Source organism: Veillonella nakazawae, assembly GCF_013393365.1.
GTDB lineage: Bacteria > Bacillota > Negativicutes > Veillonellales > Veillonellaceae > Veillonella > Veillonella nakazawae.
The window spans coordinates 85,001-108,283 of sequence record NZ_AP022321.1 but is presented as its reverse complement, the minus strand read 5'-3'; the positions used below and the strand labels follow the sequence as shown (position 1 = coordinate 108,283).

The window sequence follows — 23,283 nt, the reverse complement described above, 5'->3', positions numbered from 1 at the left end:
ATTTACATATGCCCAATTTATTGGTTATTGAAAATAAATCTCATATTATTGTACTACTATACCACGATATATTAATGTAAAAATGAAAGAGCCTAACGAAAGGCTCTTTCAGAATGATGATTATTAAGGTTTATAACTATTAAATAGTCACTTCAAGTCCTAAGCGGAAGTTACGACCTTGACCTGGCCACCAGTCACCAGGGTTCCCCCAACGAACGCTAGATTGTTCTGCATAGTAAGTATCAAAGATATTGTTGATACGACCAAATACAGTTACGTTTTCGCGTACTCGGTAGTTTGCGCTGATGTCAGCCAACCAGTAAGTTTTGCGCGGGAATACATTATCGGCTGTACCAGGACGGTTGATGATACCGCGAATATCCAAATGAGCATCCCATTTAGCATCGTTGTAATCAAGACCTGCGTTAACAGCATGTTTTGGTACATATCCATCACGGTTTGCTTTGCGAGTTGGTGTTGCATCGATATGAGTATAAGTATAGCCAAGACGTGCGGACAAGTGCTTAGTCAATTGTTTACGCACATCTGCGTTGATGCCATGAGCTTTTTCAGTATCGAAATTGCGATATTGACCTGTGAAAGCTGCAGGGTTTGTCATAACCCAACCGATTTTATCCTTCGTACTACGGCTGAAGAAGCTAAGATTACTATTCCATGTTTTACCGAATTTGTGGTGTACACCTAAATCAAATTCATGACCTGTTTCCGGTTTCAAATTGCGGTTGCCATTGAAACCATCAAATAATTGGTATGGTGTAGGTGCCAAGAAGTACTCTTTATATGCAGCATATACATTTGTTTTTGCATTTACATCATAGCCTAGGCTGATGGATGGAGATGTATGCGTACCGAAGGAGGAATGATGGTCAATGCGGATACCAGGTGTTACAGTCCACTTAGGAGCAAATTTCCATTCATCTTGAATAAAGTAAGATGCGTTCGTAAGCTTCACGCCGCCCATGTTAACCACTTTATCTTGACGCCAATCAAAGCCGCCTACTACAGTATGGTCTTTTGCTTTATACGTAACTTGATCACCAATACCACGAGTCTTCACATCTGTTAAGTACCCATCGTATGTTGTTTTGTAGTGATTATTCATCAAGTATAATTGATGGCTCCAGCGGCTGCTAATTTTATTATTCCAAATCGCACGCAAGGAGTCATTTGCTTCATTACCATAACGAATGTGATTAAGGGCACCTAAATGGTCAGAGTACATTACATCGCCACGGTATGTATCGTAAGATACTTTCACATCGTTCTTCTCATTGATTTTATTGCCTACCATGAAGGATGCAGTATGGCTGTTACCGTGTTGAGGAATGCGCACGCCATGACCATCTTTATAGGAGCCGATGATATCTTTTTGTAAGCCTACACGCCAGTACCAATCGTTTTTGCTACCTTCGTTAGTAATAGCGTATTGCTCTAAGTCGTTGCTGCCGCCCATAACGCGGAGTTTAGTTTGTACACCTTGCTCAGGTTTTGCAGTGATTACGTTAACTACACCACCGATGGCACCGGAACCATACAAGGTAGAACCTGCACCACGTTGTACTTCAACGCGATCAATGCTAGACATATCTTTTAAAATAGTCATCGGCGGGTTTACACCAGCTGCGCCCATATTGATGCCGTCTACCAAGTATAATACTTGGTCAGACCCATTGATGCGGAATGCATTGGAGTTCGTGTAACCTACGCCACCACCATACGTATTAATGTCTACGCCTGGTACGATGTTCAAGGCTTCGTTCATATTCGTAGCATGGCGCTCACGAATATCGTCACCTGTTACTATGCCTACACTAGCTGGCACTTCTGAAAGCTGTTGTTCACTACGTGTAGCAGTAACAACAATGGTATGCGCTTCTTTCGCATCACCAGCTTCAACAGCTAATACATTAGGAGCACTCAAAGTGCTACCAAATACGAGGGCTAACCCTACGTATAGGGATAATCGTTGCATTCTTGATACTTTCATAAAAAACCTCCACACACACTAAATCACTTGCTATATATATTTTGTGCCATAGAAACCATTGCACGAGTCATGAATTGGGAATAACTCATGACCTGCGAGGAGTCTACGAGGAACACACGACGATTGGCGATGGCCTTAACACCTTGCAACGCAGGATCAGAATAAAGCTGTTCTGCCGCTGCTGGCGTAGTGCCATCAGAAGTATAGTCCACAGACGGAATGATAATAATATCTGGATTGGCTTTAATTAAATCCTCTCGCGTCCCGTTATCAAAAGGCCCTAAACCTAATTGAGCGGCCGCATTGTTTACCTTCAGATATTTAGTCATGTCATCAAAGGTTGACCCTTTGCCACCTGTAAGACCAAATTGCGTGTAAAACGCCACCAAAGGACGTTCCCCACTATGCTTATTTGCTATGTCTTCTACAGTTTTCAAATCTGCATCCATGCTAGCAATCATAGTTTCATCAGAGGCATGTAAAAGACCAGCAATTTCATGAATAACTGCTTTTGCTTCTTCTACCGTAGTCGGCGTCTTATACACATACACTGGTATTTGCATATTCCGCATTTCCCCAATCGCATCAGGAGACATCCAGTTTGGAACTAATACTAAGTCAGGCTGTACAGAGAGCATGGACTCAGCAGTTGCTTTCACATGTTTCTCTACCTTAGCTGACGCCTCAGGCACATTGTTTACCACAGTGCCCACAGCAGCTACTCGGCTCGGATCAACTAAGGATAAGACGATATCCTCTGTACTCGCCGCGATAGGAACGATGCGCTTAGGCTCGCTAGGCACCGTAACGGCTACGCCGGCACCATCTGTCACCTGATGTGTAGCGCCAGTCGTCCCCGTTTGTGTAGGTCCACAACCGACCACCAGCAGTACCATCATGACTATGGTGCATATAATCGATATTCTTTGTTTCATACTAACGCCCTTCTATAACACCTTCTATGGAAAGATATAAAGACTGCAAATCTTGTAATATCTCTTGATCTGCATCCCAATAGCCACGTTGAGCAGCTTCTAACAAGATTTCTGCAATGCGCTGTAATGCCCAAGGGTTTACGTCGCGCATCCAGTCTTGTACCGTTTTGTCTAAGGCATACTTGTTCGCATAGCCTTCATAGACCCAATCGGGAACTATATCGCTCGTCGCATCCCAGCCAAAGCTATGAGACACTACATTAGACATGTCCGATGCCCCTTTGTATCCATGTTTCATCATGGCTTGAATGAATTTTGGGTTCTGTGTTTCCCCTTGTACAACGCGGCGGAACTCATCTGACAAGGACCGCATCACGACGCGACTACGATCTGTGCTATCCCCCACATACGCGCGAGGAGCACTGCCTTTTGCGTTTCGCACCGCCGCAATGAGCCCACCATGATAGCTGTAATAATCATCAGCACTCAAAATATGTGTCTCCCGATTGTCTTCATTCTTGATGGTCACATCCATAGTCGTGAGGCGACGTTGGAATAGCCGCATATCTTGTGGCACATCCTTGTGCAGGTGAAAGCTACTCCACTTGCTATATACTTGCGCAATATCGTTTAAGGACTCCCAGTTTTTACCTTCTATCAAGGCGCCTACCCCGGTGCCATAGGCTTGTGGCGGGTCACCGAAGATACGAAGGCGAGCCTTCTTAGTGGCTAGCAGAGGATCTTCACCTTGTTCTACGAGCCAGTCTACATCGTCGTGAATATGCTTTTTCACATAATTATCTTCTAATGGTTCATCTAGGTCTGCCACCAGTTCAACCGCCTTGTCGAGCCAGCTGATAGCAGTAGGCATCATATCTCGAATGAGACCACTGATACGGCCCATCACGTCGATACGAGGTCGTTGTAATTCCTCTAATGGGATAACCTCTAACCCAGAAATGCGGCCATTGGATTGCCACTTAGGGCGAACCCCTAGCAAATAGAGGAACTCACCTAAACACTGACCGTGACTTCTAGAATTGCTACTAGCCCAAAGGATAATGCCAACCGTCTCCGGATAGCGCTGTTCATTTAAAATATAATCAGCAATGACTTGATCTGCCAAGTCTATACCTAGTTGGTACGCTATCTTCGTCGGTAAAGCACGCTCATCTAAGCCATAGAAGTTTCGTCCTGTAGGAAGTACATCTACTTGACCACTCGATGGCGCACCCCCAGGGCCTGGCTCAACGTAAGTCCCTTGTAAGGCTTTAGATATGGAAATGAGCTCATTCTTGGTTTCACCTAATTTAGGAATGTATTCACAAAGGATAGCCTCAGCCAAAGGTTGTAAACTAGGAACGATCTCATAATCTGTGTTATGCATGACATTAGATACAAAGGTACGTAATTCATTCCAAATACGGTCAATGATTACGCTATTACGAGTGCCCTCATCAGAGAGTTCACCACTGTGCTGCTCTAAATGCGTCCAATCATAGCCCATCTCCGCAGCTAATGTTTCTAAGGCCGATGCAATATCCCCTTGAGGGGTTCGTATGATGGCAGTAATAAATTCTTCTAAATCCGTCCCCTCAGGTCCTTGCCCCAAAATATGTAAGCCATTGCGCATCTGCATATGTTTCAAATCAGTTAGTTTTTCGTGGACTTCCGTAATAACAGCATCTAGCTCCATCGTAGGTCCTTGTTCTTCATCGATAAGATGGCAGGCTAAGGCTTTTTCTCGAATGACCTCTCCAATTTCAGACACACTTTCAGGATGTTCCTGTTCAAAGTGGCTATGCTCATCGAGTAAGGCTTCTAGTTCTTCAAACTCATCGTAGAGACCCGCCGTCGTCATCGGTGGCGACAAGTGGCCCACTAAACAGGCTGAACTACGCCGCTTAGCCTGTATGCCTTCTCCAATGATGGTTGTCCAGTATGGGTAAATATTTGGCAAACTAGAGATGCCAATTTCAGGATAACAGCTAGCACTGAGTCCTGCTCCCTTACCTGGGAGCCATTCTAAGGAGCCATGGGTACCTACATGAATGACTGCATCCGCTTCAAAGACGGTCCGAACCCAGTGGTAGAACGCCAAGTATTGATGCGGTGGTGGCAAACATGGATCGTGGTAAATGGCAGATACATTCTCTCCGAAGCCTCGCGGCGGTTGCACCGTAATCCATAGATTACCATTAGAGAAGCCCGGTATGATTACTTCATCATCGTAGACAAATACATCTCCTGGGGCCTCCCCCCAAGCTTTAACCATTGCAGCTTGTGTGTCTGCTGGCAGCGTAGCAAAGTACGCTTTGTAGTCATCACTGCTCAAGCGACCTTCTGCAGAGGCTAACAACTCATCGGTAAGCATGGATCGGTCATTGGTCATGTGGGACGTTACCATATCCATCAAGTCTGCACTGGTGTCTGGCACCGTATCGACAAGGTAGCCTTCTTCCTTCAGCTGAGCCAATAAGCGTAGCACCGATTCAGGTGTATCAAGGCCTGCGGCAGAACCAATATTAGAGTTCTTCGGCGGATAGTTATGTAAAATAATAGCTATTTTTCGCTCTGATACAGGAATATGGCGCAACTTAGACCATTTAATGGCTCGCTGAACGACGGCGGCAATGCGCTCTTTCACAGGTAAATACACATAGTGACCACGCTCATCAAAGGTCTGACAAGCCACTACACCGCCTTGAATAACACCATCTAACTCAGGCTGTGATATAGATAAATTCACATCTAATGGCGTAACACCTTGCGGGTCCTGAGCCCAAGACGCTTCATCCATATATATGGTGTACCCTTGAATGATTGGGCAATCTTGTAACTTTAATTCCTCCAAGGTTTGAGCCCCTAAGGACTGGAAGGAGAATTTACAAGTATTGATGAGCACATCAAAAGGGAATACATCCTTACCAAACAGGTAATTCATGGACAGTTTCATATTCGGAATGCCCACCCGAGGATTGGACCCATATTGCCCATAAAAGATAATAGGGTTGTAACCATGTTTATAAATCTCTTCAAACAAGGCCTGCTGATAGTAAATATCCCCCATAATCCATTCATCGCGATAGAAATACACCGCTATGGATGGCCAATCCCGATTGCCTTCGGCATCCATAAACTCATCATAGGTTTCATAGATATTTCCATCGCGGCCCATAATGGCTTGCCACGGAATGTGGTCAGGTTTATCCCATTCTGATGTCGGTTTCGTACTGAAAGCTCCGTTAATAAGGCGCACATAGTTCATGACACCACTAGTGCGGCGATAGCTTTCAAGAAGAGTCCGCTGGTCTACATCTATATTGCGATAGAGAATATCTGTTTTCTTAGGTTCTACTACATCGATCCAGTACTTGGGGTGATGTGCATATAGCCATCGTTCCAGACGTTCCAAAAACGGCGAGTCTAAGCCCACCCCCATGTTGGTTACGAGCACTACATCGGCAGCACGCAGGCGACTTTCAAAAGTAGCATCCCATAGAGGCTGTTTTTTCATATTGCAAATATCCACCTCGCCCTGTATCAATTCAGGGTAAGTGGCAACAGCCTTTTCTATATATTGGATTTGTTTTCCTAAGTTAGAAATATACATGAGCCGACTCATGATTTACCTCCGCGATACGCGCAAAATACGATCTGCCGAAATAGTATCCATAGCATAATAACTGCCATTCATCAATTTACATAATTCTTTAGCCAGGCCTAGTTTGATAAAACCCGTTTCCGTGTCGATAACAATACAATCTACAGGCAAAGTACCAAGGATACGAGCCCATTGCTTGGACTCCGCTACAGGGTCCTCAGAATAACCCGACGTAGCTCGACCATCGGTGATACATATAATCTGAATTCGTTCCGCCCGATGGGCACGCAACAATCTATCGCACATGGTGTAGGCCATTCGTAAAGCGTGAGCTAATGGCGTTTTACCGCCTGTAGGCATAGAGGCTAACAGTCGCTCTGCTCGCTCCACGCTGCGCGTGAACGGCAATAATACCTCTGCCGACTCCTTGCGGAACGCAATAAGCCCTACCGAATCACGGTGGATATAAGAATCTCGCAAGAGACTGAGAATAGCTGCTTTAGTGGCCTCCATGCGATGACGCGCCGCCATAGAACCGCTCGCATCCACCACGAATAGTTGATACGCGCCAACGCGCTTTTCCCGAGCCTTGCGGCGATAATCTTGAGGCTTTATCACTATAGATAATCCCTTGCTGCTTTGATGCTCTAATTGCTGGGACTGAGTAGATAGCTTTTCTTGTTCCATTTTAGTAGCAGCCCGCAATCGTTGATACGGCGCTGCCGCTCGCAACGTGTCTACTAGCGCCAAGTCCTCTAGGGCCTTTTCATCCTGATAAGCTCGAATCATGCGCCCTCTCGTATCTTTTGTCTTAGTCATGAGTCGACGACCTGAGCCCTTGCGATACTGACGGTCTACTGTTTTAGAAGATTCTAGTTTCCATTGGAATAATTGGTTAGCTATACGGGCAACAGTATCTGGTAAACATAAAGAAGATAGCTGGTCACATATATCGCCCATATCATTAGTAGCATTATCTCTTAGTTGGTCTTTAGACTCTGAGGAATTGCTACTGCCATTAGCTTCACTTGAATCAGCATCATCATCTTCAGCAGAATCTATATTAGTATCATCTGCATCATTAGCATTTGATTCGTTAGGATTTGATTCATTAGGATATAGCTCATCCCTATTACTATCATCCTGTTCACAGTCATTTGATACATCGGAATCCATTGAATCAGAGGTATCATTACTTTGAGTGCAATCTTGCTCACTGGTGCTACTGGAATTTTCACCTGGTGATGGCTGTGATTCTGGTATTTCAGCCTTTTTCATACGATGTGGCAGTACATATAGCGCCGCTAATTCTGCATGACGAGGCTTACAATAGGAACAGCCTTCTAGAAGAGCTAAGGACTTCATAACTTGTAACAACACATATTCTGCGCCATGACCTACGGTATGCGCTTTAAGTGCATAGGATACGGCAAGAGACATCATTGCATCAGGTGTAGCAATCGCTGAAATCCGCTTATTGTCGATTAAGCTAACTAGAACGTCAGATGCATCCGCTTCGGTTAAAGGTAACACAGTCTCTACGCAAGAAATTTCATCTCGAATTTGTTGTAACACCGCTACCCTTGATTCCAAGGATGCTCGTTCCATAGCTACATGCACATCGACGAGTTCCCATTCCGCGTCAGTTAAAGTTCTATCCTCATGGTTTATCGTCATGATCAGCAAGATATGACGTTGTTTTGCCTCCACTAATAAGGCGTGGCGCACTTCTGGGGATAGAACGTGACCATCATCTAGGAGCCAACATCGCGTGTGCGGATCATCTAATAAACCTGCGTTCATCACCATCTGACCTTGTTGCAGAGACGCTTCAAAGTCGATAGTCTCTTGTAGTTGCGAGTTATCTATATACACAGGAATAAGCCGATACGGAATATGCCATTTCTCGAGGCACTGACGAACTAAAAAGCTTTTACCAACACCAGTACCACCAGAAATAACAACACTATGAATCTGGTCATTTACGAGGCCTATTTTAAGAGCCTCTTGTACAGATGTATCCATAGCTATCCCTCAAGTACCGCAGATACCACTGTATCGATGCGGTCTACATCGTGACCTTGCTCCTCAAAAGGTAATCTTCGCATACGATGTTTTAACGTCAATCTTGCAGCCACCTTAATATCGTCATCTATGATGTGTGAGCGACCATGAAAGGCAGCGTGAGCGCGAGCCGTATGCATCATCGTAATATCTGGACGATGTCCATCGACGCCAACGCCGATACTGATACTAGCGATTTTGAGGAGAATATCATCAGAGGGGATAATAGTTGGTAATAGCTTACGAGACTCTAACAAGCGCTCATGCAAAGCTCGTTCCGATTCCTTATAGGTATCCACGAATTCTGCGGGATTGTCCCCAAAGGTTAGACGTCGCTTGATAACATCCATACGCTGTGCTGGATCTTGCTCACCACAAACCATAACAGATAAACCAAAACGGTCTAATAGCTGTGGTCTAAGGTCCCCCTCTTCAGGGTTCATGGTTCCTACGAGAATGAATCGAGATGGATGAGAATGGCTTACCCCTTCCCGTTCCACCGTATTCACGCCCATTGCCGCTACATCTAGTAAGATATCTACAATATGGTCATCCAAGAGATTAACCTCATCTACATAGAGAATATTTTGATGTGCTGCTTGTAAAATACCTGGTTCAAAGGCTTTTACCCCTTCTTGTAAGGCCTTCTCTAAGTTAATAGACCCCACAACACGATCCTCTGTAGCATTAATAGGCAACTCCACAACGGTCATGGCCGAAGCACTTTCTTCCATAGGAGGTAAAAGGCTCGCCAGTGCACGTACAGCTGTGGACTTTGCTGTGCCCTTTTCACCTTCGATTAAGACACCACCAATGGATGGATTGATAGCATTCAGTAAAAGGGCCAATTTCATTTCTTCTTGACCAACAATAGCAGTAAATGGATATAACATAAGCCTGACCTCATTCGGAATAGCAATATATAGAGATAAACAGGAAATGTGCGGACCTATCCATAGGCAGCCCTATATCTATTTCAGGTGTGGATCGATAGACATTGTGCCGCTAGCATTTGTCTGTTTATATTCCTCAATATCCGTAGTTCCCTTAGGGAATACAAAGATACGTTGTTGTTTAAAGTACGGATCGTCATAGACTGCAGCTGATAGATGGAATGCGGCTCGTAAGTTATCCGCAGTCAATACTTCTCTTGGCGTACCTACATCGATGATATGACCATCGCTAACTAGGACGAGCTTAGTACAGTATTTAGCAGCTAGTTCTAAATCATGAACTACGATTAAAATCGTTTTTCCTTCATCGCATAATCGACGACCTTCATGGAAAATATCATCGGCGTACACTAAATCGAGGGCCGCCGTCGGCTCATCAAGCAATAGCACCTCTGTTTGTTGTGCCAAAGCCTTAGCCAAGAATACCCGTTGTCGTTCACCACCACTCAAAGATTGTACAGAACGATTCCGCAGATGATAAACGCCTACCTCTTTCATAGCCTGTTCAACGATAACCTTATCTTCAGGGCCTTCTTGTTCCCACCATTTCAAATAAGGATAACGAGCGGTCATCACAATATCGATAGCTTCATAATCGAAGGAAACATTTACAGACTGTTGCATATACGCCACATGATGAGCGATTTCCTTGTCGCTCAAAGAAGAGATGCTTTTACCATCCCACAAAACATCTCCACCAGATGTAGGATAAAGGCCACGCAATGCTTTTAACAACGTTGTTTTACCAGAGCCATTAGGTCCGATAATACCAACGAACTCACCACTATCAATAGAGAAGGATGCATCCTTTAGAATAGTGTTTTCCCCTAACGTAACGGATAGAGATTGAACATCTAGTTTCATTAGGCCCCTCCTTTACTACGCAAGCGATGAAGTAAATATAAGAAATACGGTGCCCCTAAGATCGCTGTCATAATACCTACGCGAATCTCAACTGGCTGAGCAATAACGCGACCTAAGGTATCACAGAACACGAGGAAAAGCGCCCCACCCACAGCTGCCATAGGCAATAATAGGCGATGGTCAGGTCCCACCAAAAGACGCACAATATGCGGTACTACAAGGCCAACAAAGCCAATGGAACCACTGACGCACACCGCAGTAGCAGTAACGACAGATGCCAAAAACAGGAATAGCATGCGATACACCATAACAGGCAAACCCAAGGCACGCGCCTCTGTATCGCCGAGAACGAGTACATTCAGATGACGACCGAGCATCATTAATATAACGCTGCCCGTCATGATAGGCCCCACCGCTAGTAGAACGTGGTCCCAGCGACGAAAATCAAGTCCACCCACCATCCAAAATAGGAATTCACGCAAGCGGTATTCATTAATCATAGTCAAAATGCCCGATGTGAAAGCACCGAGCAGCATACTAACAGCTACACCAGCAAGCAACAAGGTGGTCGTATCGAGCTTGTTATTACGCCATGTTAACAATATAGTAATCCCAACAGATACAAAGGCTCCTACGAAGGCAAAGGCAGGCATGTAAAACATGCCAAGAGATGTTACACCAAGGGCGATGGCGATAACTGCACCGAGAGATGCCCCTGCGGAAACGCCCATAATACCTGGGTCCGCCAGTGGATTGGAGAAAACACCTTGCATAACGGCGCCAGCTAGCGCCAATGCACCGCCTACGAGTAGGCCTATAATGAGGCGCGGCATGCGGATAAACCATAATACGGCCTCTTGTTCAGCTGTAATAGGCTCCGTAAAATTCACAGGTAAGCCCATACCATTTAAAATACTTTGTACACCGCCACCGATAGGAATCATGATAGTTCCTACGTGGAGTGCCAATAGACTCACAATACATAGCAATACCCCAATTAGAATAATTGCCATGATTCGTTGCTTCTCTTTAGTCATGAGAATTCCTTTCTAACTGAGGATATACAGTATGCATGATGGCGAGCATCGCTTCGCCAATATGCTGATTCATAGTATATAAATAAGCTGCCGGTAATGGCTTAACACGGTTCTCACGTATAGCCGGCAAATTTTGAAAGGCTGGATTTAGTAAATATCGATCCGCCAAATTCTTGTCCATTCCCTTATAGGAAGGAATAAAAATATAGTCTGGATTCATGGCTATCACCCGTTCCTCCCCAAAGGGTATTCGTGGTGGTAAGCCAATCCTATCAGGTGCATTATAGATACTCATATAGTGACACATATCATCAAAAAGGCTTCCTGTTCCCGTATATCCGTCCATAGATGATACAAAGAGAACCGTCTTGCGCTGCTCAATTGGAATAGATTCTCCTAGGTGCTTTATTTCATCTATTTCACGATGAATCTTCCGAATGTAAAAGCTACCCTTTTCATCTTCGCCGATAACATGAGCAATATCCATCACATTCTGAATCACTCCGTCCACCGTAGAAGGGGTAGGTACCACAACAGTGGCTATACCCATGTGCCGTAAGCCATAGATAACATCAGCCGATATATAATCTGGTGCTATAACAAGATCCGGTTTCAAGGCTATGATTTTCTCCAAAGGATACGAACTCAACACTGGTTTTACCAGCTTTGCGCGCTTTGCCTCTAGCGAATATTCCTCATAGGTAGACAATTTATTAATGCCTACTAAACGTTCTGGTTCTATAAGTCCTAGTAAAATTGTGTCGAACGCAGAAGACAGTGATAAAATCCGTTTTGGATGCTCTGGAACAGCAACTTGAACGCCATCATGACTGTCAACATAGCGAATATATGGTGTTACGCCATCCTCAGATTGAGGTCCACAACCTGTTAAACATACACAAAGGAGTATCATCAAACATATGAAAAATCCAATTTTCTTGTTCATGATGATACTCCTTGTATAGTTCTAATTAGTGATTACATAAAGACTAGAATTTTTGAGTATAGCTAAGTTGGTAATTAAATGGTTCATCCCAGTATTCCCAGTCGCCGTTTGAAATAACATTATGACGGTTTAACAAGTTACGTGCATCTAGCCGCAAGGATGAGTTTTCATTGAACTGATAGCCTACGTATGCATTCCAAGCTACGAGATTTGGATTTGTTCCACCATCGCGGTTCTTCATCCGTTTTGTGACAAAGTTAAGGCTAGAACCAGCTGTCCATTTTGGACTTGTATAATGGATGCCTCCTGTAAATTGTAATTTTGGATTTGCTTGTTTCCAATAGGTCTTATCGATTTCTCGTTGTTTTGGATTAGAATACGATGCACCCACAGTCATTTTTAAGTGATCTGTTAATTTACGACCATATTGGGCTTCGATACCGACATTTCTATAGCGACCACCGTTTACGCGAATCGTGTTTTTACCATTGCTATCTGGCTTCCAAGAGAAGAAGTTTTTAAAGTCCATATAGAAGAGCGCTACTTTCCAGCTATCTTTGTTAGTAATGTGTTTATAGCCTAATTCGTAATTCCAACCTTCTTCAGGTTTCAAATTACGTCCACTAACAGAGGCATAGCCTTTATTAATTTTCTTGAAAGTATCGCTTAAGTTCGGCATTCTAAAGGCTTTACCAGCATTTATGTACATGGATGATTCCTTGTTAATACGATGTTCTAATTGGAACTGAGGAATCAATACGCGTTGATTTTTCACAGGGTCTTTAATATCCGAATAACGCAAGCCTAAAATACTAGTCCATTTAGGATTGATTTGATAGGAGTATGTACCATAAATGGCATAACTATTGCGATGTGGATTTCCATAGTATGGACCAGATGTAGTGCGATATGTTTCGCGTTTACCAAGTACACCTGCAATGAAATAGTCCTTGCCACCGCGGAAGTCCCATTCATGTTGCACATCGAAACCATATTGTCGAGCAATATAGTTGTTATCACTCAACGTATATGTCTTTTTGCTATGTATGCGACTTTTACCATACAAATCTCTATCATTGTAGAAGATTGTACCTGTAGTATTGCCATCTTTATAAACTAAAGACGCATTATTTTTAGTATCTTTATAAGCATATGTTGTAGAGTGAAGCTTTTGCTTAATAGGATTCGTTTCTGTACTCAACTGTCCAAAAGAAGAATTACCTTCAAAACGGCTAAAGTTCAAAGTCAACTTATCATTTAATTTACCGCTCATAAATACACCTAAGGAATTCCCTTTGTTACGAGCTGTATAATATTCATAGCCCCTAGCATAAGCACCGATATCGGAGCGAATAGGGGTTTCTGGATCTTGAGCACCAAAGAAGTTACGTTCCACACCAATTAAGAAGCGAGGCGTGCCATAGTTAATTTTATAAGTTTGGCGCCCCATATTACCAAAACCTACCGTAGCAGAGCCCCCTTCTTTACTTGGAGTCTTAGTAATTACATTGATAACACCACTCATCGCATCAGAACCATATAAAGCAGAGGCCGCACCTTTTAATACTTCAATGCGTTCAATAGAGCTAGTCGGAATAGAACTAAGGCCGCCCTTGCCATTGAGGTTCATCGGTACCCCATTCATGAGAATCAAGGATCCCCGTTCAAGGCCACGGATATTCACACGGCTATCCATAGCCCCATATTCAAGACCAGATGCACCATAGGAGAAAGATGTAATACCAGGCACCATGTTCACCGCATCAAAGGCATTTTTAGCACCGCTATTCATGATATCTTTGTCCGTAATAACATCCATCGCTGCCGGCGTATCTAAATCTAAAAGAGCCATGCGATTTGCTGTTACATTAATGACATGACTTTCAGATGCGCCATTTGCTTCAGTAGATGCTACCGTAGTAGGAGTATCTGTGGCAGCCGTTACATCCACTGCATATGCATGCACAGATAATCCCATCAAAGCCAATCCTATAAGTACAGAAGTCCGTCGTTTCTTAAGATTGTTCATAACAAATCCCTCGTAATACACACTAATTATTCATAAAAACTACATAATTGTATTATTACACACTTAAAAGGACTGCACAAAACCCATACCCCCTATTAGTACTGGATTTTATATAAGTCTCTATAAATAAATATTAGAATTTTTGTGTATAACTCAATTCATATGTAAATGGGTCTCCCCAGTATTCATAATCCCCATTAGTGATAACGTTATGACGGTCTAACAAGTTACGAGCATCGAGACGAAGTGTTGCATCCTTGTTGAAATGATAACCTACATACGCATTCCAAAGGGCAATATTAGGATTTAAGCCACCATCACGATTGCGCAAACGTTTGGTAACAAAGCTAAAGGATGTACCAGCTTCCCAGGTTGGGCTTTCATAACGAATGCCGGTTGTAAACTGTAACTTAGGAGCCGCTTGTTTCCAATAAGTTTCATTCATTTCCTTTTGTCGTGGATTAGAATAGGAACCACTCACGTTCCATTTGAGGCGGTCGGATAAACGTCTACCATATTCAGCTTCGATGCCCACGTTGCGGAATTTCCCGCCATTTACGCGCACCAAAGGTCGACCATTTGCATCCGGTTGCCATTGGAAGAAGTTTTTGAAATCCATATAGAACACATCAACCTTCCAATCATCCTTTTTGTTAATCCGCTTGTACCCAATTTCATAGTTCCAACCTTCTTCTGGTTTGAGGTTTTTACTGCTTACCGCTGTATACCGACGGCTAACGCTACGGAATGTATCGCTCAAACTAGGCATTGTAAAAGCTTTCCCTATGTTCACATACATGGAGGATTGTTTATTAATAGAGTGCAACAATTGGAATTGAGGGGTCAACACATGTTGATCCTTGATTGGGTCATCGATTACGGTGTAACGCAAGCCCAAAATGGATGTCCATTTAGGGTTAATTTCATAAGAATAACTACCATACACAGCATAACTATTGCGTTTAGGATGAATGTACACAGGAACAGCCGTTGCATGATAGGTTTCTTGTTTACCTGTAACACCTGCGATTAAATAGTCCTTACCATCTCTAAAATCCCATTCATGCTGTACATCAAATCCATATTGACGTGCGCGATAGCTTGTTTCAGTTGCCTTAGCTTGGGACGTATTGTGCACCCGGCTCGTACCACGCATCGTACGGTCATTATAGAACAAGGTTCCTGTAGTACCCTTGTCCTTATAAATTAAGGAAGCATTATTGCGATCATCCTTATAATGATACGTCGTAGAATGTCTTGCTTGATTAACCGGATTTGTTTCCGTACTGATTAGACCAAAGGACGATTTACTTTCAGCACGATTAAAATTCAATGTTACCTTATCTGAAAGCTTACCACTCATAAAGAGCCCCAACGAATTGCCCTTGTTGCGAGTACTATAGTAATCGTAGTGTTTAGTACCTGCATAGTCGTAGCGAATCGGTGTGGATGGATCCTGTGTACCCCAATATTTTCTATCGATACCAACGATGAATTTATCTGTACCGTATGACACATCAAAACGTTTAGACCCACGATTACCTACGGCAACCGTAGCAGAGCCACCCTCTGTAGATGGAGTCTTAGTAATAACATTAATAACGCCACCTAATGCCTCTGCACCATACAATGTAGAAGCAGCTCCTTTCACTACTTCGATACGTTTTATGGCACTCGTAGGAATAGAGCCGAGTCCACCTTTGCCATTGAGGTTCATAGGCACGCCATTTACAAGAACAAGGGCACCACGGTCAAGGCCTCGAATATTCGTACGGCTATCCATGCCACCAAAATCGGCACCGCCAGCACCATAAGAATTTATTGTTACCCCTGGTACGGTCGCCACCGCATCAAAAGCAGTGGTAGCACCAGTATTTTTTAACTCCTCAGGTGTAATTATATTCATCGCTACAGGTGTGTCCAAATCTAGGAGGGCTGTGCGATTGGCGGTTACATTGATTACATTGGACGACTCTTGATTCTGATTAGTTGTCATATCTACCGCATAACCATTTACACTCATACTAAGTAACGCCATCATTGTGGCCACATATACACGTTTATTCATTTCATTTATCACCCTATATGTTTTATTAAAACTATGTTAATTCTGTTAATTTGTAGCCTCTGAACTACAGTGGGAATTTGGTTGTAGGGGATATGAACACTCTCATCCCCACTACATAAACTGTAATTCATTTAATTTAATTTAGGCTCATTCCAAATATAATCATTATTCAAATTCATATCTTATATAAAAAACATCTGATTTAGGCTCACCAGTTGTATTGGTAGCCCCACCTGACCTAGCTGCAAGGGCAAGGGCATCATTATCAAGAAGGCTAGAGCCGCTACTCCCCTCAATTTCAGCCCTTACATAATTACCTTCGCCATCAAAATAAACCCTAATAGTGACTGTCCCTGTAATACCTCTTCGTACAGCTTGTGCTGGCATGACTTTATTAGCATCTAAACTAGCACGATAACCGGAAACATCAAAGTATCCCGAACCTTCCGTATCACTAGTCCCAGAATTGCCGCTCTGTGTACCAGGGCCGTCATTTGCTTTACCACCATTGCCAACGGGGCCACCACCTGGACCTGTTGTATCGCCATCACCTGGAATACCCACTGGATTATCTGTATTCCCATGTAGATTTACACTAGCCGCTTCATTGCCACCTAGATAAGGGTTAAGATTTTGCAAGCCCGGTGTCGGTTTTCCCGATAAGTCCGGTAATACACTACCCGACTTACCGCCCGCAGCATTTTCTTTATCATCAGAGACAATTTTCTCTTGCTGTTTCTTCTCCTGCTCAGGAGGTTCCGGTTGCACCATGTCAAGATTGATAACCAAATCTTTCTTTGGCGTTTCTGGTGGTTTTATATGACCGAACAAATCACCTACAACACCCCAGTATGCTAAATTGACCACCAATGCAGCTACGAAAGGAATGCCATATCGTTTACTCACCATATGATCACTTCCGTTCTGTCGCTACGCTAACAAACCGAGCACCACTCATCTTTAGATTATCCAAAATGCTAATAACATCCTTATACGCAATATCTTCAGATGCACGGACGATAAAAGCCTGTTGTGGTTCCTTCGCAACAATAGCTTGAATTTCATTGCCCAAATCATCAGGTCTAATTTCACGTTCGTTCAAATACATCTTATGAGTAGCTGTGAGTGAAATCGTAATCGGCTCAATCGTTTTTGCCGTTGATGCAGAGGCCTTTGGCAAATTGAGCGGAATTTGTTCCTCTGTATTCATATATAACGTACTCATCATGAAAAATACGAGCAAGAAAAATACAATATCAATCATAGGTATAATCATGATGGTAGGTTCTTTTTGTATCCCTACTGAACTACGTTTCATCGTTGACTCCTAATATATAAATCCAAGATAGAACCTAAACGTTGTTCCAATTTTGCAATATCATAATTTACTTTACTTGTGCACCAGCTATGGATAGCTAATGCTACGATGGCTACTGAAAGCCCAGTTGCCGTTGCAATCAACGCTTCGGATACACCACCAGTAATAACGGTAGGGGCACCGATATCGCCACCAACAGCCGCAAAGGAGCGAATCATACCAACTACAGTTCCCAATAAACCAAGCAATGGAGCCATAGTAACCATCATGCTGAGCCAGTTAAGGCCGCGTTTTAAACGTTCATCCATGTAACCTACTACATCGTGAAGGCGATTTTCCAAGCCTTCAAAGTTATATACGGAATCTACAATCGGTGTTACAAATTGACTAAGTGCATCATCATTATTCTTAATCGCTTGTTCTAATGCAATCCAATCATTCGCATTACGACCGGCTTCAATGCTAGACGACAATTGTTGAATTTCACTGTCAATGCGACGATACATACGAATTCGCTCAAATAAAATCGTACATGCTGCCAACATAAATAAAACTAGCGGATACATGACTACGCCACCCGCATTAAAAAGATGAATTGCATACTCCATAATAACCTCCTCAAACTTATAATTATAAATTTGTACTCTACTGCGTATAAAACACAAATCCAATCTGTATTAATCGTTATATTACGATTAACACTAAGTTATTTTATTATTTCATAAACAAATACGTAGCACAATAAACCTATACCCTGTACAGGTATGCTATTTTACGGTATGTATTCTTATAATTACTAATTCCTCTATTGAATACATACATTTGTCTATTATATAAAAACACTAATAATTCTCATGCTAAAAATTATTTATCTGCTCTCAATACATATAAAAAAAGCAGTCTATAGAAATGTTTTCTATAGACTGCCTATACAGATATTATCTAACTTCTTAGCATACTAAGAGGGTTAACATAACACCTCTATCAAGTACATATTTATTAATTCTATACAATTTTATGAATATTATTCATACCTGCATAACCATTCGTTTAAACTATCCTATGACACCGTTATATCATCATAATAAAACTTATGTATGTGCATCCTCTCGCTACGAAATAATGATACATAAACAATATCTTGCCTATCAATACACTATCTTGTATACACCACTTGATCTATTGTATAAATACCTCGTCCAATATGGTAGTACAATCCATTTTATCTTTATAAGCGAACTCTATTATTTCTTACTAGATTTTTTCTTATTAGGTTTTGCTGCTTGTTTGCCTTTCGCAGGACCCGCTGCTTTCACAAAGGAATTATTCAAATTGGTAGCAACCATAAGGGCCACATCAGCGTTAGGAGTTGTGACAATAGAACGACCTGCCACTGTAACAGTAGGTCCATCATAAGATGCACCACCTGGCTGAATTTGACCATTATGATACAAGCGCGCTAATTTACCAGCCATGTAATACGCACGTTCTTCCCCTGTATAACGGCCGCTACCTGCTGGGCTATAGATATTATCACCGTTTACGTAAACTGCGCCTTTAGACACGTTTACGTGGTTTCCAGAATATGTGTACATGCGAGCAATATTATTGTTCACACGGTCTGTTAACTTAGGATGATTGTTCGGTGCCACTACTTGTGAAAGCCCTTCACGATAGTGTTCCCCAACTTTGTTGCGAAGTACCGCCATAGAACCAGCTGCACCGCCCACATTATAAGGAGATTCGCTTAAAATCTTGAAGCCTAGTTCATCGGCTGCTTTTTCTTGACTCATTGTAAATACTTGATTAGACAAGTAGTTGCCCGCTACATTAGATAATAACGCTGCCCCTTCACTACCACCAGCTGCAATACCGACTGCTGTAGAAAGGCCAATTTGCTTTTTAGCGCCATTGATAATATCTTTATGCTCACCATGAGCAATTTCATGGGCCATTACATAAGCCAATTGATCATCATCAAGGGTATCCAAAGCACCTTTATTAATAGACATAACGCGACCAAGCGTTGCAAAAGCATTAAACTCTGTATCAGGGTTTGCATAGACAACGTAAGAACGTTTTACGCTAGGAGAAGCCTCTAACGTTTTCATAATGCGATTTACACGTGCTTGCGCTGCACTATCGTTCAAGTAACCAGTTTTCTCCTTAGTACGTGCCAAGCTTTCTTGTTGGCCTTGTTCGGAGTTATCCATTTTATTTAATGCAGTAGATACATAAGCCATAGCAACAGCACCACCCGCCAATGTTTGTACTGCACTAGATGCAGCATTCACTGGAGCAGTTTGCATAATAGCAGGCGCCATTGTCGCAGCCATCGCTACAGATAATGTAGTTGCTGTAATTTTCTTGTTCATTCTCTCAACCTTTCAAATGATATAACCATATCATAATTAATGAAAATAGTACTCTAACATTTACACACTATGAATATAGTAAATCTTCATCGTAAATATAGAATGAATAATGGAACAATCATTCATCTTTAGCTGAAAGTACTACCGCTTCTTTACCATCTTTAGAAACAGCACCACCATGGGTATAACCCACTACATCAAAGCCTGCCTCAGCACACTGCTCTGCGATGCTTTCATAATTTTCATTCTTACCACGCGTACACGTAGAAAGATGGACCGTAGTAACACCTTTTTTCTTGAAAGACTCGATTTTCTTGGCAAGATCGCCACCACTATGGGTGAAACCTACCAACTCAATATCCTCATCTGCATAACGCTCAAAGGAATCCGCTTTATTCATAAATGCTTTTAAGCAACCGCCACAAGAACAGCGCTGCATTGTATCCTCATTAACGAGAACCGCAATTTTCTTAGTCATAAGACCTCCTATGAAAATATAGTATTAGAATTAGTATAACATAGCTATAAGGAAAATACGTATCCTGAAGCACGTTGATTAATGATAATTATATATAGCTTAACCTAAACAATTAAAATCACGAAATCTTATTAATATCTTTATTTCTCATAAATAAATCTAACAAAGATACTATTAGTAAAACATCTAACGTTTAATTTATAACAATAAATAATACAACTTGATTTCCTCTTTTTATAAACCTTTGAAGATAGTTAACTACCTTGAAACTTGAATACTGATTACAAGAGTAAAATAATCTACTCATTACATCTTTGAGCTACAAAATACAACCTTCATATCTATATAGTTAAGGTAAGAACTCAGATAAACAGTAACTATAAAATTGAGATTTGAACGCATATATGCTATCATAAAAGAAATAATAAGAGCTAAACAGATAAAATCAGAATTTGAGGAGGAATATTATGCCAATAAAAACCTTAGATAATATATTTGAAAAAGACAGAAATAATCCAGAATTTTTAGAAGCTTATTTAGAAGAAAAAGCTAAATTAGAAAATGCAGTAGCTGTTTTAAAAGCACGAGAGGCTGCAGGATTAACACAACGTGATTTAGCTAAGAAATCTGGTGTCCCGCAGTCTACAATTGCACGTATTGAGAAAGGTGCCAATACAAGTCTAAGTACTATGTGTAAAATTGCATTTGCCTTAGATAAACAAGTGAAGATTAGTTTAGTATAAAAAGGCCCCCTATAAGCTAGTTAACGTGACTTATAGGGGGTTTATATCTTTTCTTGTAGAGTAAGATTTACGTATTACATAATATCTTCTTCGCGGCCAAATTTACCGTTTATGTATTCCCCATAAGCGAGGAGAAGCTCTGTTTTATTTGTCATAACAAATGATCCTTGTTTTACCACTGGTTCATTGAGTGGTTCTCCAGCGAGAACGAAGATTTCAAGACCTTCATCACCAGACTCTACCTCAAAACGCTCTCCATCATTGTTGAAAAGTACAAAGTCTCCAAATTCTATGCTTTCACCATTGGCACTACCTGTACCATTAATCACAAGGAAGCCTGTATTCCAAGTCATATTCTCAGAAATAGAGATCCATGAATTAGGTTGAAGTTTTAATTTGTAAATATTCATCGGTGTATGGGATTTAGCAGGACCTGTTATATGTCTGAAAGCACCTGTGTAAACGATGGCATCGATTGTTTCATCAAGAGATTGATACCGCCCCATTGTGGTAGCAGGTATATATTGATATGAAGGTGCATCATTTTTATGACATTCAGGTAGATTTACCCATAATTGTAAAGCATGGAACAAACGTCCCCGCTTTGCATATTCTTTTTCATGAAATTCTTTGTGCAAAATACCACTAGCGGCAGTCATCCATTGCACATCACCAGAATGAATAACACCACTATTACCAGCTGCATCTTTATGTTCAATGGAACCGGAAAAAGAAAATGTTACCGTTTCAAAGCCTTTATGGGGATGTGGAGTGTCACCTGTATCAAAAGGACTGCCCTCAAAATAATATGGCTCGTTATAGTTGAGTAACAAAAATGGAGACATACGATCAAGCATAGGTGACTCATCGCTATCAGGGAAGTACTGACGTACTCTAAATCCAGTGCCTACCCAATGAATATCAGGAGCTTTAATAATTCTTTCAATTGTTCTTACAGGATTCATTCTATCACCTCTTAATCCTATTTGGCTTATATTAATAGTACTTGGCACATATTAATAGTGCTTTTCTCTTAATATTTAAATGATATATGAATAACCATTCATATATCTTAACTCCATTATATCTAATTTTTTCAATATGTCAAGAGGTGGGATATTACAATAGTAATTTACATAAGTTTCGAGCTACTCAACTAGTTTACGATGCGATACCATAGGTGCTGCGCACCGCAGTATCGATTGATTACAAGTATTTGAAGATGCTCAACACTTGTACGGTTCAGTAACATTGGTGCTTCGCACCGCGTTACTGGATGGATATGATTTGCCTCCTACCACTAGCCGCGACTTCCTATCAATCCTCACTGTGGATTTCCCTTCTCTGCTTCGCAGCTCGGTAAATCTTACGTTCGGAAGAAAGTGATGTGTGGCCCCCATGCGTCGCTATGCTCCTCTGTGGCCTCACACCCTACCCTTCCCAGCTCCGTCTGACACGGACACTTAGTTAGATAATACCTCTACAATCTTGGCTGTAGACGGCTCTAGTAGGATTAGCTAGTCGAAGACTAGCAAAAAGAAAAAGGCCTACCTTTAGGTAGACCTTTTTCTTTTAGTCAATCAGCGGCTTCCTATCCTCCCAGGCCGTCTCCAGCCAAGTACTTTCGGCGTTTATGAGCTTAACTACTGTGTTCGAGATGGGAACAGGTGGATCCTCATAGCCATCGCCACTGAATCTGTCAGAGTTTGTACTCTGAAAACCACATAGAAGTTATATATATTTGTTGCACATTCTGCTTAATGTTTGTTTAAGTAAAGCCCTCAATCTATTAGTACCAGTCAGCTCCAAACCTCACGGCTCTTCCACACCTGGCCTATCAACCATGTCGTCTACATGGGAT

Annotated in this window: 17 protein-coding genes and 2 rRNA genes (1 of these 19 running past the window's edge); 1 reads left to right on the top strand and 18 read right to left on the bottom strand. The window is 42.0% G+C overall.

Going from position 1 to position 23,283, the window contains the following annotated elements:
• Positions 1–139 precede the first annotated feature (139 nt).
• The 15 genes from VEIT17_RS00330 to VEIT17_RS00260 form a co-directional block, all read right to left on the bottom strand.
• Positions 140–2,008, bottom strand: coding sequence for a TonB-dependent receptor plug domain-containing protein (locus VEIT17_RS00330; RefSeq protein WP_178884096.1), 1,869 nt, complete (start codon positions 2,006–2,008; stop codon positions 140–142).
• 23 nt (positions 2,009–2,031) lie between these two features.
• A complete protein-coding gene (locus tag VEIT17_RS00325; protein WP_178884094.1) occupies positions 2,032–2,943 on the bottom strand; it encodes an ABC transporter substrate-binding protein in 912 nt (303 codons plus the stop codon).
• Position 2,944: 1 nt separating this feature from the next.
• Positions 2,945–6,568 (bottom strand): cobaltochelatase subunit CobN, encoded by a 3,624-nt coding sequence (gene cobN / locus VEIT17_RS00320; protein WP_178884092.1) that lies wholly within the window; start codon positions 6,566–6,568, stop codon positions 2,945–2,947.
• A gap of 3 nt (positions 6,569–6,571) precedes the next feature.
• Entirely contained in the window at positions 6,572–8,572 is a 2,001-nt protein-coding gene (locus tag VEIT17_RS00315; protein WP_178884090.1) for a VWA domain-containing protein, read from the bottom strand.
• A gap of 2 nt (positions 8,573–8,574) precedes the next feature.
• Positions 8,575–9,504 carry a magnesium chelatase ATPase subunit I gene (locus VEIT17_RS00310; protein ID WP_155086811.1) on the bottom strand — a complete coding sequence of 310 codons (930 nt, stop codon included), beginning with the start codon at positions 9,502–9,504 and terminating at the stop codon, positions 8,575–8,577.
• Between the two features lie 78 nt (positions 9,505–9,582).
• Positions 9,583–10,428: an ABC transporter ATP-binding protein gene (locus tag VEIT17_RS00305; RefSeq protein ID WP_155086810.1), complete on the bottom strand. Its 846-nt coding sequence runs from the start codon at positions 10,426–10,428 to the stop codon at positions 9,583–9,585.
• Complete coding sequence (locus VEIT17_RS00300) at positions 10,428–11,465, bottom strand: FecCD family ABC transporter permease (protein WP_155086809.1); 1,038 nt, start codon at positions 11,463–11,465, stop codon at positions 10,428–10,430. Before VEIT17_RS00300 ends, VEIT17_RS00305 begins: the two co-directional genes overlap by 1 nt.
• Positions 11,458–12,411 (bottom strand): ABC transporter substrate-binding protein, encoded by a 954-nt coding sequence (locus VEIT17_RS00295; protein ID WP_178884088.1) that lies wholly within the window; start codon positions 12,409–12,411, stop codon positions 11,458–11,460. Before VEIT17_RS00295 ends, VEIT17_RS00300 begins: the two co-directional genes overlap by 8 nt.
• Positions 12,412–12,454: 43 nt before the next feature.
• Positions 12,455–14,440, bottom strand: coding sequence for a TonB-dependent receptor plug domain-containing protein (locus VEIT17_RS00290; protein WP_178884086.1), 1,986 nt, complete (start codon positions 14,438–14,440; stop codon positions 12,455–12,457).
• 133 nt (positions 14,441–14,573) lie between these two features.
• Positions 14,574–16,508 (bottom strand): TonB-dependent receptor, encoded by a 1,935-nt coding sequence (locus VEIT17_RS00285; RefSeq protein WP_178884084.1) that lies wholly within the window; start codon positions 16,506–16,508, stop codon positions 14,574–14,576.
• A 165-nt stretch (positions 16,509–16,673) separates the two neighbouring features.
• On the bottom strand, positions 16,674–17,417 hold the full coding sequence (locus VEIT17_RS00280) for an energy transducer TonB (RefSeq protein WP_178884082.1): 744 nt from the start codon (positions 17,415–17,417) through the stop codon (positions 16,674–16,676).
• Positions 17,418–17,421: 4 nt separating this feature from the next.
• Positions 17,422–17,826, bottom strand: a complete 405-nt coding sequence (locus tag VEIT17_RS00275) for an ExbD/TolR family protein (protein WP_119208825.1) — start codon at positions 17,824–17,826, stop codon at positions 17,422–17,424.
• Positions 17,823–18,434: a MotA/TolQ/ExbB proton channel family protein gene (locus VEIT17_RS00270; RefSeq protein ID WP_005376405.1), complete on the bottom strand. Its 612-nt coding sequence runs from the start codon at positions 18,432–18,434 to the stop codon at positions 17,823–17,825. The genes VEIT17_RS00275 and VEIT17_RS00270 overlap by 4 nt, the downstream gene beginning before the upstream one ends.
• Before the next feature lie 636 nt (positions 18,435–19,070).
• A complete protein-coding gene (locus VEIT17_RS00265) occupies positions 19,071–20,201 on the bottom strand; it encodes a M48 family metallopeptidase (RefSeq protein WP_178884080.1) in 1,131 nt (376 codons plus the stop codon).
• 118 nt (positions 20,202–20,319) lie between these two features.
• Positions 20,320–20,679 carry a CGGC domain-containing protein gene (locus VEIT17_RS00260; RefSeq protein WP_060924152.1) on the bottom strand — a complete coding sequence of 120 codons (360 nt, stop codon included), beginning with the start codon at positions 20,677–20,679 and terminating at the stop codon, positions 20,320–20,322.
• A gap of 467 nt (positions 20,680–21,146) precedes the next feature.
• Here VEIT17_RS00260 and VEIT17_RS00255 point away from each other — a divergent pair, with 467 nt between their 5' ends.
• Positions 21,147–21,422: a helix-turn-helix domain-containing protein gene (locus tag VEIT17_RS00255; RefSeq protein WP_060924150.1), complete on the top strand. Its 276-nt coding sequence runs from the start codon at positions 21,147–21,149 to the stop codon at positions 21,420–21,422.
• Between the two features lie 74 nt (positions 21,423–21,496).
• On the opposite strand, the gene VEIT17_RS00250 is transcribed toward VEIT17_RS00255, so the two are convergent.
• The 3 genes from VEIT17_RS00250 to VEIT17_RS00240 form a co-directional block, all read right to left on the bottom strand.
• Entirely contained in the window at positions 21,497–22,387 is an 891-nt protein-coding gene (locus tag VEIT17_RS00250) for a pirin family protein (RefSeq protein WP_178884078.1), read from the bottom strand.
• Between the two features lie 613 nt (positions 22,388–23,000).
• Positions 23,001–23,117, bottom strand: a 5S ribosomal RNA gene (gene rrf, locus VEIT17_RS00245).
• Between the two features lie 74 nt (positions 23,118–23,191).
• A 23S ribosomal RNA gene (locus VEIT17_RS00240) occupies positions 23,192–23,283 on the bottom strand (it continues 2,843 nt past the right edge of the window).

Excerpts from the sequence above, each read along its gene's own strand:
- VEIT17_RS00330 (WP_178884096.1), bottom strand. The coding sequence starts at position 2,008 with ATGAAAGTATCAAGAATGCAACGATTATCCCTATACGTAGGGTTAGCC.
- VEIT17_RS00325 (WP_178884094.1), bottom strand. The coding sequence starts at position 2,943 with ATGAAACAAAGAATATCGATTATATGCACCATAGTCATGATGGTACTG.
- cobN (WP_178884092.1), bottom strand. The coding sequence starts at position 6,568 with ATGAGTCGGCTCATGTATATTTCTAACTTAGGAAAACAAATCCAATAT.
- VEIT17_RS00315 (WP_178884090.1), bottom strand. The coding sequence starts at position 8,572 with ATGGATACATCTGTACAAGAGGCTCTTAAAATAGGCCTCGTAAATGAC.
- VEIT17_RS00310 (WP_155086811.1), bottom strand. The coding sequence starts at position 9,504 with ATGTTATATCCATTTACTGCTATTGTTGGTCAAGAAGAAATGAAATTG.
- VEIT17_RS00305 (WP_155086810.1), bottom strand. The coding sequence starts at position 10,428 with ATGAAACTAGATGTTCAATCTCTATCCGTTACGTTAGGGGAAAACACT.
- VEIT17_RS00300 (WP_155086809.1), bottom strand. The coding sequence starts at position 11,465 with ATGACTAAAGAGAAGCAACGAATCATGGCAATTATTCTAATTGGGGTA.
- VEIT17_RS00295 (WP_178884088.1), bottom strand. The coding sequence starts at position 12,411 with ATGAACAAGAAAATTGGATTTTTCATATGTTTGATGATACTCCTTTGT.
- VEIT17_RS00290 (WP_178884086.1), bottom strand. The coding sequence starts at position 14,440 with ATGAACAATCTTAAGAAACGACGGACTTCTGTACTTATAGGATTGGCT.
- VEIT17_RS00285 (WP_178884084.1), bottom strand. The coding sequence starts at position 16,508 with ATGAATAAACGTGTATATGTGGCCACAATGATGGCGTTACTTAGTATG.
- VEIT17_RS00280 (WP_178884082.1), bottom strand. The coding sequence starts at position 17,417 with ATGGTGAGTAAACGATATGGCATTCCTTTCGTAGCTGCATTGGTGGTC.
- VEIT17_RS00275 (WP_119208825.1), bottom strand. The coding sequence starts at position 17,826 with ATGAAACGTAGTTCAGTAGGGATACAAAAAGAACCTACCATCATGATT.
- VEIT17_RS00270 (WP_005376405.1), bottom strand. The coding sequence starts at position 18,434 with ATGGAGTATGCAATTCATCTTTTTAATGCGGGTGGCGTAGTCATGTAT.
- VEIT17_RS00265 (WP_178884080.1), bottom strand. The coding sequence starts at position 20,201 with ATGAACAAGAAAATTACAGCAACTACATTATCTGTAGCGATGGCTGCG.
- VEIT17_RS00260 (WP_060924152.1), bottom strand. The coding sequence starts at position 20,679 with ATGACTAAGAAAATTGCGGTTCTCGTTAATGAGGATACAATGCAGCGC.
- VEIT17_RS00255 (WP_060924150.1), top strand. The coding sequence starts at position 21,147 with ATGCCAATAAAAACCTTAGATAATATATTTGAAAAAGACAGAAATAAT.
- VEIT17_RS00250 (WP_178884078.1), bottom strand. The coding sequence starts at position 22,387 with ATGAATCCTGTAAGAACAATTGAAAGAATTATTAAAGCTCCTGATATT.